The 17088-nt window shown below is 44.8% G+C and carries 14 protein-coding genes and 1 riboswitch; of the genes, 9 read left to right on the plus strand and 5 right to left on the minus strand.

What is annotated here, in order from left to right; all coding sequences use genetic code 11:
- Positions 1-728 precede the first annotated feature (728 nt).
- The 4 genes from rplU to KUA48_RS02785 all read left to right on the plus strand — a co-directional run bounded on the left by rplU (position 729) and on the right by KUA48_RS02785 (position 5460).
- Complete coding sequence (gene rplU / locus KUA48_RS02770; RefSeq protein ID WP_118254868.1) at positions 729-1046, plus strand: 50S ribosomal protein L21; 318 nt, start codon at positions 729-731, stop codon at positions 1044-1046.
- 19 nt (positions 1047-1065) lie between these two features.
- Positions 1066-1356 carry a 50S ribosomal protein L27 gene (rpmA, locus tag KUA48_RS02775; RefSeq protein WP_006848684.1) on the plus strand — a complete coding sequence of 97 codons (291 nt, stop codon included), beginning with the start codon at positions 1066-1068 and terminating at the stop codon, positions 1354-1356.
- Positions 1357-1615: 259 nt separating this feature from the next.
- Complete coding sequence (gene serS / locus KUA48_RS02780) at positions 1616-2908, plus strand: serine--tRNA ligase (RefSeq protein WP_006848685.1); 1293 nt, start codon at positions 1616-1618, stop codon at positions 2906-2908.
- 203 nt (positions 2909-3111) lie between these two features.
- Entirely contained in the window at positions 3112-5460 is a 2349-nt protein-coding gene (locus tag KUA48_RS02785; protein ID WP_153088602.1) for a bifunctional dihydroorotate dehydrogenase B NAD binding subunit/NADPH-dependent glutamate synthase, read from the plus strand.
- A gap of 123 nt (positions 5461-5583) precedes the next feature.
- Here the strand turns inward: KUA48_RS02785 and KUA48_RS02790 are convergent, their stop codons facing one another.
- The 5 genes from KUA48_RS02790 to KUA48_RS02810 all read right to left on the minus strand — a co-directional run bounded on the left by KUA48_RS02790 (position 5584) and on the right by KUA48_RS02810 (position 10201).
- Positions 5584-6942, minus strand: coding sequence for a hypothetical protein (locus KUA48_RS02790; RefSeq protein WP_218433146.1), 1359 nt, complete (start codon positions 6940-6942; stop codon positions 5584-5586).
- Entirely contained in the window at positions 6935-7528 is a 594-nt protein-coding gene (locus KUA48_RS02795) for an RNA polymerase sigma factor (RefSeq protein ID WP_218433144.1), read from the minus strand. The genes KUA48_RS02790 and KUA48_RS02795 overlap by 8 nt, the downstream gene beginning before the upstream one ends.
- A 148-nt stretch (positions 7529-7676) precedes the next feature.
- On the minus strand, positions 7677-8594 hold the full coding sequence (locus tag KUA48_RS02800; RefSeq protein ID WP_153080177.1) for a ribonuclease Z: 918 nt from the start codon (positions 8592-8594) through the stop codon (positions 7677-7679).
- Positions 8595-8630: 36 nt separating this feature from the next.
- Positions 8631-9191 carry a hypothetical protein gene (locus KUA48_RS02805; RefSeq protein ID WP_118254863.1) on the minus strand — a complete coding sequence of 187 codons (561 nt, stop codon included), beginning with the start codon at positions 9189-9191 and terminating at the stop codon, positions 8631-8633.
- Between the two features lie 56 nt (positions 9192-9247).
- Positions 9248-10201 (minus strand): YabN family protein, encoded by a 954-nt coding sequence (locus KUA48_RS02810; protein WP_218433143.1) that lies wholly within the window; start codon positions 10199-10201, stop codon positions 9248-9250.
- 120 nt (positions 10202-10321) lie between these two features.
- On the opposite strand from KUA48_RS02810, the gene KUA48_RS02815 reads away from it, so the two are divergent.
- The 5 genes from KUA48_RS02815 to thiS all read left to right on the plus strand — a co-directional run bounded on the left by KUA48_RS02815 (position 10322) and on the right by thiS (position 17084).
- A complete protein-coding gene (locus tag KUA48_RS02815) occupies positions 10322-13003 on the plus strand; it encodes a valine--tRNA ligase (RefSeq protein ID WP_217756297.1) in 2682 nt (893 codons plus the stop codon).
- Positions 13004-13091: 88 nt separating this feature from the next.
- On the plus strand, positions 13092-14375 hold the full coding sequence (locus KUA48_RS02820; RefSeq protein WP_218433141.1) for a clostripain-related cysteine peptidase: 1284 nt from the start codon (positions 13092-13094) through the stop codon (positions 14373-14375).
- 65 nt (positions 14376-14440) lie between these two features.
- A complete protein-coding gene (locus KUA48_RS02825; RefSeq protein WP_218433140.1) occupies positions 14441-15451 on the plus strand; it encodes a GYF domain-containing protein in 1011 nt (336 codons plus the stop codon).
- Positions 15452-16158: 707 nt separating this feature from the next.
- On the plus strand, positions 16159-16584 hold the full coding sequence (locus KUA48_RS02830; RefSeq protein WP_006848696.1) for a Fur family transcriptional regulator: 426 nt from the start codon (positions 16159-16161) through the stop codon (positions 16582-16584).
- A gap of 83 nt (positions 16585-16667) precedes the next feature.
- A riboswitch (TPP riboswitch) is annotated at positions 16668-16762 on the plus strand.
- Between the two features lie 124 nt (positions 16763-16886).
- Complete coding sequence (gene thiS, locus KUA48_RS02835; protein WP_006848697.1) at positions 16887-17084, plus strand: sulfur carrier protein ThiS; 198 nt, start codon at positions 16887-16889, stop codon at positions 17082-17084.
- The last annotated feature ends 4 nt before the right edge of the window (positions 17085-17088 follow it).

The following is a 17088-nucleotide window of genomic DNA, read 5'->3' on the forward strand; positions in this document are numbered from 1 at the left end:
ACCAGTTATCCTGAAAACAATCTTTTTACCTTAATGGAAACTAATACCTATTGAAGATTTGGAGCGGTAGCCTGTGAAGGTCATCGCTTTTTTTCTTTTTATACACCTTCTCCATCAAATAGCATATAACATATATTGTCCCCAAGAAGAAAGTATACAATTAAAAGGTAATATCACTTGAGTCGGAAGACTTGCTGACTGCAGTGAGCAGACCTGCCGACTATAGTGAGCAGACCTGCTGACTAGGCTCAGCAGAGCTGCTGACACTAGTCATAACTTTAACGAAGGTATCTTCTTGAACCAGAGAAGTCGTATCCTTGAACCTAAGGAGACATCTCCTTGAACCTAAGGAGACATCTCCTTGAACCAGAGAAGACATATCATTGAGCCAGAGGAGACATATCATTGAACCTAAGGAAGTACATCATTGAACCTAAGGAAGTATATTATTGAACCCAATAAAGAACATTATACTATTCACGAGTCCCTTATCTGGTAGCAAATAATCGGTATTCTTATAAAAAACAGGCTTTTCTGTTAAATCTTTCTAAAAAGCAATCTTTATTTCCCCAACATTTTGTTCATATCAAAGATAATTTGTAATTTTGCACCCCGAATGCTCATGGATTGGGCAAATGTTACAGAAAAGTTTAGTTCGAAGGGGCTCAAAGAAGATCCGGCACAATGCAGGACGCCTCCCGAAGAAACCCGTTTATATAATTAATTTAATGTACGCAATTGTAGAAATTAACGGTCAGCAGTTCAAGGCTGAGGAGGGCAAGAAGCTCTTCGTACATCACATCAAGGATGTTGAGGCAGGTCAGACTGTTGAGTTCGACAAGGTTTTGCTCGTTGACAAAGACGGCTCAATCACTGTCGGTGCACCAGCTGTAGAGGGTGCAAAAGTAGTAGTAGAAGTAGTGAACCCACTCGTAAAGGGTGACAAGGTAATCGTCTTCAAGATGAAGCGCCGCAAGGACTATCGCAAGAAGAACGGTCATCGTACTCAGTTCACTGAAGTATCAATCAAATCTGTAATCGCTTAAAATTAGGAGGAATTAGAAAATGGCACATAAGAAAGGTGTTGGTAGTTCTAAGAACGGCCGTGAATCAGCTTCACAAAGATTAGGCGTTAAGATCTGGGGTGGTCAGAGCATCATCGCAGGTAACATCATCGTTCGCCAGCGTGGTAACAAGCACTTCCCAGGTGAGAATGTAGCTCAGGGTAAGGATGATACATTGTATGCTTTGGCAGATGGTATCGTTTACTTCCACAAGGGCCGCAAGGACAAGAGTACAGTTTCTGTTCTCTCTCCAGAGGTTTACGCTGAGAAGACCAAAAAAGCTGACGCTTAATTTTTAAAGTTTTAGAAAAAACTATTCCAAACAAACAACATAGAAGCCTGCTCATACCTAGAGCAGGCTTTCTTCGTTTATATAAGTTTTTAGGCAAGGATTACACCACCCCCTTTCTAAGCTCCTTAACCCTATAAAACCACAAAAAAACTTTAATTCTACCCTTCCCTGTAAAAAAGTCAGCATTTTTTTACGCTATCACAAATATTTTTTGTACTTTTGCCTACAAATAGTAAATTATTTAATTAAAAGACATTTTATGCTTACACTTAAACTTATCAGTGAGGAAACTGAACGTGTAGTTAAGGGTCTCGAAAAGAAGCATTTTCCAAATGCTCGTGAGGCCGTAGAGAAAGTTTTGGAGTACGACAAGATTCGTCGTGAAGCTCAGCAGAAGTTGGATAACAACAAGCAGCAGGCAAACCAGTTTGCTAAGCAGATTGGTGCCCTTATGAAGGAAGGTAAGAAAGAGGAAGCTGAGAGCGCAAAGGCTCAGGTAGCTATGCTCAAGGCAGACGCTAAGGCTCTTGAAGAGATCATGGAGAAAGCACAGAACGATATGACCAACCAGTTGCTCGAAATTCCTAACATCCCTTGCGAGCAGGTTCCTGAAGGTAAGGACGCAGCCGACAACGTTGTTGTGAAAGAAGGCGGCGAAAAGCCAAACCTCGGCGAGGATGCTCTCTGCCATTGGGATCTCTTGAAGAAGTATAATCTTGTAGATTTCGACCTCGGCGTTAAGATTACTGGCGCAGGTTTCCCTGTATATATCGGCAAGATGGCTCGTTTCCAGCGTGCACTTGAGGCATTCTTCCTCGATGAGGCTCGCAAGAGCGGATATCTGGAGATTCAACCTCCTTACGTAGTAAACGAGGACTCAGGCCGTGGTACCGGTCAGTTGCCAGACAAGGAAGGTCAGATGTATCATGCTAATCTGGATAATCTCTTCCTCATCCCTACTGCTGAGGTTCCTGTAACCAACATCTTCCGCGATGTTATTCTCGATGAGAAAGATCTCCCTATCAAGCGTTGTGCTTACTCAGCTTGTTTCCGTCGTGAAGCAGGTAGCTATGGTAAGGACGTTCGCGGTTTGAACCGCCTGCACCAGTTCGACAAGGTAGAGATTGTTCGCATCGATAAGCCAGGTCACTCTTACGAGAGTTTGAACGAGATGCTCGACCATGTTGAAGGTCTTTTGAAGAAGTTGGAATTGCCATACCATATCCTCCGTCTCTGCGGTGGTGATATGAGCTTCACCTCTTCTATCTGCTACGACTTCGAGACATGGAGTGCTGCACAGGGTCGCTGGTTGGAAGTTTCATCAGTATCTAACTTCGAGAGCTATCAGGCTAACCGTCTCCACTGCCGCTATCGCCATACAGATGACAAGAAGATTGAACTTTGCCACACATTGAATGGTTCAGCTCTTGCTTTGCCACGTATCGTAGCAACCATCTTGGAGAACAATCAGACCCCAGAAGGAATCCGCGTACCTAAGGTATTGGTTCCATACTGCGGTTTCGAGATGCTTGATGACAAAAATTTCGATTAATTTGAAGTATCGGTAAGACTTTCTGTTTTTCTCGATTATACAAAACATTCGAAAAACAAAAATAACATATATTGTACGAGGATAACTTCGACTGCCACAGAGGTAGCCGATGTTATCCTTTTGCATTTTTATGTACCATGAAGCAAACTCTAAACAGCTAACCAGAAATATTAATATATCAGCATTAAGAAATTTAATAGCCCATGAACAAGATTATCAAGAAAGTACAATACTCAGAGAAAGTATTCCGCTTCGATGTAGAAGCACCGCTTATAGCCAAGAGCCGAAAGGCAGGTAACTTTGTTATCATCCGTGTAGACAACAACAGCGAGCGTATGCCGCTGACCATCGCTGACGCTGACATTGAGAAAGGAACAATCACACTGGTTGTGCAGAAGGTAGGTCTTTCATCTACCAAACTCTGTGCATTGAATGAAGGCGATGAGATTCACGACGTGGTGGGACCACTTGGAAATCCTACACATATCGAGAACTTCGGAACAGTCATTTGTGCCGGAGGTGGTGTAGGCGTAGCTCCTATGCTCCCTATCATCAAGGCACTGAAAGCCGCAGGAAACAGAGTCCTTTCCGTAATTGCGGGTAGGAACAAAGACCTCGTGATTATGGAAGATGAAGTGCGTGCATCTAGCGATGAACTCATCATCATGACCGATGACGGAAGTTACGGCGAGAAGGGTGTTGTAACCGTAGGAATCGAGAAGTTTATCAATCAGGAGCATATCGATAAGGTTTTCGCCATCGGTCCTCCTATCATGATGAAGTTCTGCTGTCTCCTGACCCAGAAATATAATCTTTCCACAGACGTTTCGCTCAATACCATCATGGTGGATGGAACCGGTATGTGCGGTGCCTGCCGCCTGACCATCGGTGGCAAGACCAAGTTTGTCTGCATCGACGGTCCTGAGTTTGACGGCGCTCTGGTAGATTGGGACGAGATGTTCAAGCGCATGGGCACTTTCAAGGATGTTGAACGCGAAGAGATGGAACACTTCGAAGAGCACCTTGCAACTGTAGACGCAGGAAAGAAGAAAGAAACTACGGATGTAACCATGGACGTAGAACCTACAGATGCGAGCATCGAAGAGTTGACCGACCGTAACGCTGAGTGGCGCAAGGAGTTACGCGCTTCGATGAAAGCAAAAGAACGTACAGCTATAGAGCGCGTAAAGATGCCAGAACTTGACCCTCTTTATCGTGCCACAACCCGTACGGAAGAGGTAAATATCGGTTTAACCAAGGAAATGGCTTTGACCGAAGCCAAGCGCTGTCTCGACTGTCCTAAGCCTACCTGTATGGAAGGTTGTCCGGTAAGCATCAACATTCCTTCCTTCATCAAGAACATTGAGCGGGGCCAGTTCCTTGCCGCAGCCAAGGTTTTAAAGAACACCTCTGCCCTACCTGCCGTTTGCGGACGAGTTTGTCCACAGGAAAAGCAATGTGAAAGCAAGTGTGTACATCTCAAGATGAACGAGCCTGCTGTAGCTATCGGATACCTGGAGCGTTTTGCTGCCGATTACGAACGCCAGAGTGGAAACATCTCTGTACCAAAGTGCGATGAACCTAATGGCATCAAGATAGCCGTAGTTGGTTCAGGACCTTCCGGATTGAGTTTTGCAGGCGATATGGCAAAGAAGGGATTCGACGTTACCGTCTTTGAAGCATTACACGAGATTGGCGGTGTATTGAAATATGGTATTCCTGAATTCCGTTTGCCTAATGCTATCGTAGATGTAGAGATTAAGAATCTTCAGAAGATGGGCGTAAAGTTCATTACAGACTGCATCGTTGGCAAGACCATTTCCGTAAAAGATCTGGAAGAACAAGGATTCAAGGGAATCTTCGTTGGCTCAGGTGCGGGTCTGCCCAACTTCATGAATATTCCTGGAGAGAATGCCTTGAACATCATGTCTTCTAACGAATATCTTACCCGTGTAAACCTGATGGATGCAGCCAATCCTCATAGCGACACCCCTATCAACTTGGGTAAGAAGGTGGTTGTTGTAGGCGGCGGAAATACAGCTATGGACAGTTGCCGTACTGCAAAACGACTCGGAGCAGACGTAACCTTGGTATATCGCCGTTCGGAGGCAGAAATGCCTGCCCGACTCGAAGAGGTGAAGCATGCCAAGGAAGAAGGAATCAACTTCTTTACATTGCACAATCCTAAAGAATATGAGGCAGACGATAAGGGCGCAGTAAAGGCTGTAGTCCTCGATGTGATGAAGCTTGGCGAACCTGATGCCAGCGGCCGTCGTCGTCCAGAAGCTACAGGAGAGACCATCACGCTGGAGTGCGACCAGGTAATTGTTGCCGTAGGAGTAAGTCCTAATCCACTCGTTCCACAGAGTATCGAAGGCTTGGAACTCGGCCGGAAGAACACCATTGCCGTAAACGACCAGATGCAGAGTTCCATCGAAGAAATCTACGCTGGCGGCGATATCGTACGAGGAGGAGCCACAGTAATCCTTGCCATGGGAGACGGCAGAAAGGCCGCTCTCAATATGAGCGAAAAATTATTGAATAAGAAATAAGAAAACAGGAAACAATAAAGGGCAGCCATGCATCACGCAGACTGCCCTGTCCTTTTCTCGTATGTAATGTTATAAAATGAAATGTAGTTCGTACATATATTTATTAATAATTGGACTCAAACACTATTTCAGATTAATACGGAGTCCGAACTGGAGATTAAAATTCCACTTCTTATCTTTAAACGTATTTTCTATTTCACTGCCATTATCAAAATAATATTTTGCACCTGGCTCAATATAGAAGCCCACTTGTGGTGTAACATCATACTGTGCACCAAGCGAAGCCTTACCCGAGAACTGAACGCCATCACGTTTCACGTCCTCTTTATGACCAGAAACCTTTGTATCATTCTTTACGTTGAAATCGGCTTCTCCACCCGCCATTACGTACGCATGAAAACCTCCCGTGCTCCAAACCTCATAGTTTAAACCAAGTGGAACACCCACATAATGCAAAACCTGATGTGTATCAAATTCTGAAACACCATAAGATTTGAAATCAGAAGCAACACGCGTATATACGACACCGGTACTCAAAGACAAACGAGGCGCAAGTCCGATACCAACCTGAGCACCTATAGCCAAAGGAGCATGATGTTTCGCTTCAACATATTTCGGTATTGCATATCTTAAAAGAGAAGCAGCAGCCAGGAAAACGCCATGATCAGCAAAGCCACCACCAGCAAGAAGATCTGAAGACGCATACATGCCGTTTGACATTCCATCACTGCCAGAGCCCAGACTTACATTCTCTGCATACAGGTTCATGGTCCAGTTCTGTTCATACTTGTCCTTATAACTGCGTTCAAAATGACCATCCTGCGCCCTGCCTGCATAAAGCTTCTGCCCACCATCTGCTTCCAACGGCTTGGTTGCATGATTAGAAGAAACGGCCATCTGTCTTTCAGAATCCTCATTTTGCTTTTGCAAAACAGATAATTCCCGACCATTTACCTCTGCATTAACAGACTGTTCTGGCATTTCTACCTCTGCTGCAAACATTACTTCATTATCAGCAGCAACAGTCCTCTCCTGGAAAGAGACAGAAGATTTACTATGCTTCAATTGACGCCCCGATGAATGGCGATTCACCTGATGTGCAGATGCATTGTTTTCAGCAAGCAAGATAGCATTTTCACTTCCTGCCGATTGTGCTTCTGCACGGACAGCAGAAGAAGTCCTGCTTGAACCTGATGCTGTAGAGAAAGAACTCTGAACAGCTAAGTTAGCCTGTCCCAGTTCATCATCATGCAGATAAACATAACTGCCTCCTACTCCCAATAAAGCAATCGCTGCAGCTACTGACCATCTTTTCAAGACAACATAACGAGTCTGTGGTCTCTTCTTTACATCAGTTTCCTCATCACCAACCTTTTTAGACTGAGCAAGCGATTGTTCTATCTCAGCCCACAAGTCGTGGCTGACAGGCTCTTGGTAGTCAGCCAACTGATCTCGAAGTTTATTTGTCCAATCGTTACTCATTACTTTTCTCATTTATATGATTCAACTCTTTATTATCACTACAATCTGCCTGGCTCAGATAATCTTTCACCTTTTTGCCCAACAGCTTTTTCGCCCGCAAATATTGTGAAGCAGAACTGCTTTCTTTGATGCCTAACAGCTGTGCAATTTCTTTATGGCTTTTCTGTTCAAAAACAAACATGTTAAGAACCAGTCTGTACCCATCAGGCAATTCTCCTATCATTCTTGTCAGTTCTGCAGGCGGAACTCTTTCTACTTCAGACTCTTCATCCTCAATATCATCGGGAACTTCGTCCACGATAGTGAAGCGCTTTTGCTGCCTTACAAAGTTGACAGCTTCATTTGTCACTATCCGCAGGAGCCAAGCCTGAAGAGCGCCCTCACCCCGATATTCAAACTTTGAAATGCCGGAAAAGACTTTTATAAAACTATCTTGCACTACATCTTCAGCATCATCGCGCATAGGGATATACCTCAGCGCTACGGCCATGGCATACCCCACATAGCGTTCGTACAATCTGTGCATGGCTGCCCGACTGCCGCTACTGATGTCGTCTAAGAGTTCCTTTTCCGATTCCAATTTCAAATCCTTTTTAAAGATTAAACGATATAAAGAGAAAACCTTGCATCAAAAATGAACTTTTTTTGGCGCAAAGCACTTTTTTTATATTTTTATATAGATCAAAGGCTATTCTGCACCTTGTTTCCCGGTACATTCAAGCCCTATTTCTATATTATTCTATAGAGAACACTTTACCTTCCTGAGTAAGATAACTTTCCGTAAACACCTCTTTAGCTTCATTCAACAATACCTCTTCATTATTATATCTTGCACTATAATGTCCCAGAAGAAGTTTGCCTACACCCGCATTTCTGGCTATAGTTGCAGCCTGTCGAGCCGTACTGTGATAATAGAGTTTAGCCCTGTCCTCATTCTCCGAAGTATAGGTGCTCTCATGATAAAGCACCGTAACCCCCTTTACCTTTTCTGCCACCCCCGGAACAAACCGGGTATCACTGCAATAAGCATAACTGCGGGGAGTAGCGGCAGGCATTACCAATCTGGCATTAGGTATTACATCCCCCTCCTTCGTTGTCCAGTCAGCTCCATTCTTGATGTTGTTAATCTGGCTTACAGGAATCTCGTAATAATCTATCATATCACGACGGATATGAGGCAATGTCGGTTTCTCTCTGAAGATGTATCCACAACAAGGCACACGATGCTGCAGAGGAACGGTTTCTACGGTTACAGAATGATCTTCATATACTACTTGCGACTTCTCGGTATCTACAGGAACAAATTCGATTTGATATTCCATTCCCTGCATGAAAAAATCGATCTGATGCTTAAACAAATCTCCGTAACTTTCTGGTGCATAAACTTTTAACTTAGCCGTTCTGCCCAGCATACCTAAGGTAGAAAGAAGTCCTAGCAAGCCAAAGCAATGATCACCATGAAGATGCGAAATAAAGATAGCATTTATCTTAGCAAAGTGAACATGAGTGCGACGGAACTGCATCTGGGCACCCTCGCCACAATCCATCATAAAGCATTTGCCACGCATCTCAATAATCTGGGCCGAGGCACTATGCTGAAGGGTGGGCAAAGCACTGCCACACCCCAATATATGTACTTTAAATGGTTCCAAAACTAAATCATAATTTACAGGTTCAACATGATGACCTTACTCTTGGCGCTTGAAAACAAAGATACCCTGAGTATTCTCCAACATAAGACTGTCAGAACCCAATTTGTCAATGGCAAAAGTATCCTTATTCAGCAAAAGTTTACCATTGAGTATCTTCCAGCTAGTCCAAGGATTAGTTTCAGCCTTCACATTGTTCTTCACCTCTCCACCTTCCAAGATATCAAAATTCTTATCCAGAGAAGTCCATTTACCCAAGAGGGATGTCAGGTTGATAATCTTCTGGGCCATCATCTCTCCATCCTCTGCCTTATAACCGATAAGAGCAATACGGTCGCCAGCCAGCAATCCTCCCTGAACAACATCAGGATTCTCATCGTCAATAAACACCGAAAGGGTGTCACCTTCATCAGAAATCAGCTCCAGGCTATGCATAGAGGTTCCCTCACCGCATACACCATAGATGGTAGAATCGTTCATTGCATCCTCTACCTCTACCGAATCTGCTGCACTGATAACAGGAACATTATTTTTGTTCTTACAACTGTTGGCTGCGAAAAGCGCCACCAAAGCTATTGTTACATAAACTAATTTTTTCATAACACTTTAGTTTTTATTATTATATTGATGAGTTGATAAGATTATCTGATTCACCGTTATTTATCATCCTTTTTCTCCTGAAGTTTTGCTTCATTCCATAGTTTATCCATTTCTTCTAAGCTCATATCTTTCAAGTTTTTACCTTGCTTTAAGCTATAATCTTCTACGTAGTTGAAACGGCGGATAAATTTCTGGTTGGTTTTCTCCAGCGCATTATCCGGATTGAGTTTATAGAGACGTGCTGCATTGATTACTGAGAAGATGAAATCGCCCAATTCCCGGGTAGAATTCTCTTTGTCGCCTTTAGCCAGTTCCACCTTGAGTTCTTCCAGTTCCTCCTGCACTTTGTCCCACACATCTTCTTTTTCTTTCCAGTCGAAGCCTACATTTCTAGCCTTGTCCTGAATGCGATAAGCCTTGATAAGAGACGGAAGAGAATTAGGGACACCGCTCAACACCCGCTCATTTCCATCCTTCTCCTGCTGCTTGATCAGTTCCCAGGTTTTCTCAACAGAAGTAGCAGTTTTCGGCTTGCTGGCGCCAAGAGCTAAGGTTTCTTCCGAACTGGCAGTTCCTGCTTCTCCATTCCCTGCATCTGACTCCTTATAGACAACCTGTCCTTCATCGTTGATATACATATCAGGATTCGAAACCGTCCAATTTCCCTCTTCCTTCCAGTTAATGAAAGGATGGCGGAACATCAATTTATCTGCCTCCTGATTGCAAACATCGCAAATATCGAACTCGCCGTCTTCTCTGCCGATGATGCTATAGAACATCACGTGTTCCAACACATCGCCCAACTCCTTCTTGATATCCTTGTAATCGCGCTTCATCAAGGCGTCACAAAGCTCGAAAGTCTCCTCGATCGTATTCGGACGAAGACTCTCGAATGTCTGCTTTTTATCCCATGGACACTGCAGGCGCAAACGGTCCTGCACATCCAGCAAGCGACTGAACGCCGCCAGTTTTTCTTCTTTCGTATGTCCTTTTCCTGTATTACTAACCATCGTTTTGTGCAAAAATTAATAATTTTGATGCAAAGATAGTATTTTTCGCCCAAAAATTAGTATCTTTGCACCGTTTTTTAAAGAAAAAGAAAGAAAAAGAATAAAAATTAGATATAAACAATGGAATTAGCAAGTAAATACGATCCACAAGCAGTGGAAAGTAAATGGTATCAGTACTGGCTCGACAACAAGCTTTTCAGTTCTAAGCCAGATGGTCGTGAACCTTATACAGTGGTTATCCCACCACCAAACGTAACGGGTGTGCTCCACATGGGACACATGCTCAACAATACTATCCAGGATATTCTCGTTCGCCGTGCTCGCATGGAGGGCAAGAACGCATGTTGGGTACCAGGTACCGACCATGCCAGTATCGCTACCGAGGCAAAGGTTGTAAACCGCCTCGCTCAGCAGGGCATCAAGAAGACCGACCTTACCCGCGAGGAGTTCCTCAAGCACGCTTGGGACTGGACTCACGAGCATGGTGGCATCATCCTCAAACAGCTCCGCAAACTCGGTGCCAGCTGCGATTGGGACCGCACAGCATTCACCATGGACGAGACCCGCTCTCGTGCCGTCATCCACGTATTCTGCGACCTTTACCAGAAGGGACTCATCTATCGTGGCGTGCGCATGGTTAACTGGGACCCTAAGGCTCAGACTGCACTCTCTGACGAGGAGGTTATCTACAAGGACGAGCACTCTAAGCTCTACCACTTGAAGTATTATGTAGTAGAACAGGACTGCCAGCAGGTGGATGAGGAGAACGTGATGCACAAGGATGAGAAGGGATACTATGCAGTAGTAGCAACCACCCGTCCTGAGACCATCATGGGCGACTCTGCCATGTGTATCAACCCAGAGGATAAGAAGAATACCTGGCTGAAGGGTAAGCACGTTATCGTGCCTCTCGTAAACCGCGAGATTCCTGTCATCGAGGATACATACGTAGATATCGAGTTCGGTACTGGTTGCTTGAAGGTAACTCCAGCTCACGATATCAATGACCACGCCCTCGGTTTGAAGCACGGTTTGGAAACCATCGATATCTTCAACGACAATGGTACCATCAGCGAGGCAGCAGGTCTCTATGTAGGTATGGACCGCATGGATGTGCGCAAGCAGATTTCCATCGACCTTCAGAACGCCGGTCTGATGGAGAAGATTGAGGACTATAATAATAAGGTGGGCTTCTCTGAGCGTACCAATGTGCCTATCGAGCCAAAGCTCTCTACACAGTGGTTCCTCAAGATGCAGCACTTTGCCGACATCGCCCTTCCTCCAGTAATGGACGATGATATCGAGTTCTATCCTAAGAAGTATAAGAACACCTATCGCCACTGGTTGGAGAACATCAAGGACTGGTGTATCAGCCGCCAGCTCTGGTGGGGTCACCGCATCCCAGCTTACTACTTCGACAATGCCGGCAAGAAGGATTTCGTGGTAGCTGAGACAGCAGAGGAGGCTCTGAAACTCGCTCAGGAGAAGAATGCCAACATCAAGACTGAGGATCTTGAGCAGGAGAGCGACTGCCTCGACACCTGGTTCTCTTCATGGTTGTGGCCTATCTCTCTGTTTGATGGTATCGAGCATCCTGACAATGAGGAGATCAACTACTACTACCCTACTTCCGACCTCGTAACTGGTCCGGATATCATCTTCTTCTGGGTAGCACGTATGATCATGGCTGGCTACGAGTATCGTGGCAAGATGCCATTCAAGCACGTATATTTCACAGGTATCGTTCGCGATAAGCTCGGCCGCAAGATGAGCAAGAGTCTCGGTAACTCACCAGACCCACTGGTTCTGATTGACAAGTTTGGTGCCGATGGTGTTCGTATGGGTATGATGCTCAGTGCTCCAGCAGGCAACGACATTCTCTTCGACGAGAGCCTCTGCGAGCAGGGACGTAACTTCAACAATAAGATCTGGAATGCCTTCCGCCTCGTGAAGGGTTGGGAAACGGCAGATATCGAGCAGCCTAAGAGTGCAGAAATCGCCGTGAAGTGGTTTGATGCCAAGCTCAAGGAGGTGAACGAGGAGATGCAGAAGCAGTTTAAGGACTACCGTATCTCTGAGGCATTGATGACTGTATATAAGCTGTTCTGGGATGAGTTCTCATCCTGGTACCTGGAGATGGTGAAGCCAGCTTACGGCCAGCCTATCGACCAGAAGAGCTACGACGCTACCCTCCGCTTCTTCGATGCCCTCCTGAAGATGCTGCATCCATTCATGCCATTCATCACCGAGGAATTGTGGCAGCACATCTACGACCGCAAGGATGGCGAGAGCATCATGCGCGAGAAGCTGGATATTCCTGCACCTACAACCGAGGAGCAGAAGTTGGCAGCCGACATTGAGGCTGTGAAGCAGATTATCGCCGGTGTTCGTACCGTTCGCAACCAGAAGAACATTGCCCAGAAGGAACAGTTGTCTCTCCAGGTAGTAGGCAAGAACGATTTCGAGGCTTACAACGACGTAACGCTGAAGATGGCGAACCTTGATAAGATTGAGGTCATCGCAGAGAAGAGTGCCGATGCGTCAAGCTTCATGGTAGGTACCGACGAGTTTGCCGTACCATTGGGCGACCTGATCGACGTAGCTGCCGAGATTGAGAAGGCAGAGGCTCAGCTCAAGCACTTGGAAGGCTTCCTGATGGGCGTACGCAAGAAGCTCAGCAACGAGAACTTCGTAGCTCACGCACCTGAGAAGGTAGTAGCCCTGGAGCGCAAGAAGGAAAGCGACTCTGTTGAGAAGATTGCTGCCCTCAAGGCAACCATCGAGGAACTCAAGAAGAAATAATAGTTTAATATTTATCATGTTAAGTGCGGAATGTTAAGTGTAAGAACTTAGCATTTCACACTTAACATTTCATATTTTCAAGAGAAACATGATCAAGAAGCTTTTCACCTTATTTATATGTACGCTATCTCTAGCAGCAACTTTCACCAGTTGTGGCGATGAAGCTATTGATGTAGAAAGCGTCAATAAGCAGACAATCTTCGTCTTCTATCCTTGGACGGGTGGAACCAACACTTCCGGTCTCACAAGTTTTTTGGAAAACAACGTTGACAGTATCTGCGAAGGTATTGTTGCCAAGAAAGGCTTGAATAATTCGCGTGTAATGGTCTTCATGAGCCAGAATTACAGGAAGAGCTATCTTATAGATCTTCAATATGACGGCAATACGAAAACCGTAATTCGCGACACTTTGAAAACATACGATGAAGCTACATATACTACAGCAGAAGGATTTGCAGAGATTCTGAATGAGGTGAAACGCCGTGCTGAAGCCCTGAATTATTCGCTCATCATCGGAGCTCATGGCTGCGGATGGACCTACAAAAGCGATTGGGTAAACTATCCTTATATGGCAAGACCTAATGCCGGTTTTGCTCAGAAAGGAAGCACCAGCTACCCTACCGCTACCGGCAATTTCAGCGGAATACAGTATGGTCCCGATCCCAACAAACCTATCACCCGTTTCTTCGGAAGCGTAAGTTTAGAAGAAAACGCTCTCGACGTTCCTACCCTTGCCGAAGGAATCAAACTCAGCGGCACCAAGATGCAATACATTCTCTTCGATGCATGCTATATGGGCAATGTAGAGACTGCATACGAACTGAAAGACGTCACTAATTTCATGATCAGTTCAAGTAGCGAAGTAATGGGAGCCGGCGTTCCATACAAAACCATATGGAGTTACCTCAACAGTTCTGCACCCAACTACTCAGGATTTGTCAACGGAGTTGTCAATTTCTACAAGAATAGTAGCGATCCATTCTGCAACATGGCGGCCATCGACTGCAGACAGATGGACAATCTAGCCCAAGTGATGAAGGAAATCAACAGCAAATATACCTTCTCATCATCCGTTCCGCTCGATTCCATACAGCCTTTGGATGGTTTCTCTCCCAACCTCTTCTACGATATGAGTGTATACATAGACAGTCTTGTTCCGAGCGGCTATCTGAAAGACAAATATACTTCACAGATGAAACTCACTATCAAAGCTGCTGCTCATACCGAACAGGCTTATACAGGGTTAATGAGTTATAGAGGTACAACCTTTAAAGTGAAAAATTATTGCGGTCTTTCTATCTCCGACCCTAGCCAGCACAGCGTAGCTATCAAGGGCAGAGAGAAAACAGCATGGTGGAAAGCTACACACTAATAAGCAATTGAGAGTGTAAGAAACTCCTTATTGGCTTTTAAGAAAAATATTATATAAAAGAATACATGATGGAATATTTTATCATTGAGAATAACGGACAGCAAGCGGGTCCATTCAGCCTGGAGCAACTCGTCCAGAAGGCTATCACACCCGAGACCCTTGTTTGGGCACAAAGCATGAAAGACTGGACTCCAGCTTGGAAAATAGCAGAACTGAAGACTGTTCTTGAAACTGTAGAAGCTATCAAGGCTAATACAGCCAACAAAGAAAATGCAGAAGGAACATCAGCAGATGCAGCCGGCAACAACGGGACAGAAGCAGCAAACTTTCAGGCTGCAAACCAGCAGGGTTTCCAGCAGGCACAGCAAGAAGCTTACCAGCAAGGCTTTCAGCACGGCGCAGCAATGAACCAGGGCTACAGACAGGAACCGGAAAAGAAAAAATCGAGCAAGACCCTCTGGAAAATCATCTTAGGTCTTATCGTACTTCTCTTCCTGGTTTTCGCCATAACCAATCCAGGACCTGATGCCCATAAAGAAAAGGTAAAGACTGAGGCAGCCAAGGCTATCGACAAGGCTACAGAAACCAGTGATAACAACTTCTTCACCCAAAGCATCCGTTCCATTGCCAAGATGATGGCAGGAAGCGCTATTGATGAAGTGATGAACCAGCTCTTCGAATACCACAACTATATCGTATGCTCTAAGGGAACCGTTGAGTTTAATGGCAAGCAGCACACCGTAAGCTTCGGAATCCTTGGCAGCGTTTACACGATGAATGCTGATGATATGGTGAAGGCGCTGGAAGGTGCCGACAATCTGCAGATAGAAGAAACCACCAGCTCATCAACCGATGAATCCCCTTCGGTAAGCGATAATAACAGCGATGGTTCAGAAGAAGACGGACTGGGCGCTTCCGTTCAGAAGAAACTGGAAGACAAGGCAAACCAGGCCATGGATCAGGCTGCCGACAAGGTAAGCAAGAAACTGGAAGAGAAAATCAACCAGAAACTCGATGAAGCAACCGATTCTTCAACCGTAGAAAAGATTCTCGACAAGATTCTGGAACTGATCTAGCATCAGAAATCCGAAGAAACATAAGAAATATGACACATTTCTCAATATGACAGCATGGCGGCTTGACGTATATCAAGCCGCCATTGCTGTTTAGTTGACGTGTATCAAAAAAAGCCCCTTTTTCATCATTTTGTCATGTCTTTGTGACAGATATTCAAGAAAAAGGCATTACCTTTGCACCAGAAAACAGTGAGATTGTAAAAGGATAATGTAAAACAGGAGACCTCACATGGAGGCTCCACAAAGAAAGAAAGGAAACAAATTATGATGACGACAGTAATGATTCTTACAGTTGTGGCAGCTATGATTGCCAAGGCTGTAAATGTAAACAACAACATGGAGATGGGCAAGTAAAATTGACCACCGTTCATGAACAAAAGGAAAAAGAAAATGGCAGAAATGCCAAGTATTAATTTTTTAAAAAAGGATAACGATTATGAAAACAATGTATGCAAACATCAAGAAGGCCTTGAAGGCTATTCTTGCAAATTACATGACCGCAATGGAAATGTATGGTGAGGCTTTGAACAGAAGCCGTGGTTGTGCTTGCGTATAAGGGTTCCAATCCCTTCATGCTGCGGCATAAACTAGATTGAAAGCAAAAAGTAATTACGTTTAAATAAAGAAAAAGCGTGTAAGTTACCATACTTACACGCTTTTTTTGTATCTTTGCAACCGGTTAGTAAAGATTTTAAAAAGAAGAAACGATGAACTCACAAGATATGATCAGCAGGCTGGAATCGAAAGGCATTCGGCCAACCGCCAACCGCATACTCGTAATGAAGACCCTGATGGGCGAACAGAACCCGCAGAGTCTGAGCAATCTGGAACGAAAGATGGTTTCGATGGATAAGTCGAGCATCTTCCGTACCCTTACCCTCTTTCTGGAACATGATGTGGTACATGCCTTCGAAGATGGGCGAGGCGTACTCTGCTACGAACTCTGCGAAGAAAAAGGGGCTTGCGATCATCACGACGGGCATATTCATTTCTACTGCGAATCTTGCCAGCGTTCCTTCTGTATGGAGGATATCCATATTCCAAGTTTCGAGCTGCCCGAAGGCTTTTACCCCCACTCTATTTCCTTTGTCATCAAAGGCGAATGCCCGGATTGCAGAAAGAAACACCAGTAAAGCGAAAGGTGCATTCTGCGTTAATTTAGCATAAATATTTTTGAAATTCTATTGCTTTTCCGATATTATCATTACTTTTGCAAGCGATTATCACGGGGTGCTGAAAGATTCGGCTGAGATGATACCCATTGAACCTGATGCAGGTAATGCTGTCGCAGGGATATTTGATAGCGCTTTATTCTTTCTCTTAAGGCTTTCATCTGGAAGTTCACCGTGTTTGATTACATATTTGCTTATCATCGCTTTCGGGCGATAGAAAAGCGTAAACAAACGGATTATTCATCATATAAAACGAACAGAATATGAAAGTAACTATCAACAACAAAGAGACCGAGACACAGGCTAAAACCATCAGGGAGTTAGCCCAGGAACTCGATTTGCCAGCTACAGGAGTTGCAGTAGCTATCAGTAACGAAATGGTGCCTCGTGATGAATGGGAAAACACAATCATCGCAGAAGGAGCAGACATCGTTATCGTAAAAGCGTTCTGCGGAGGATAACGGT

This window comes from Segatella copri, assembly GCF_019249795.2.
Taxonomy (GTDB): Bacteria; Bacteroidota; Bacteroidia; order Bacteroidales; family Bacteroidaceae; genus Prevotella; species Prevotella copri_B.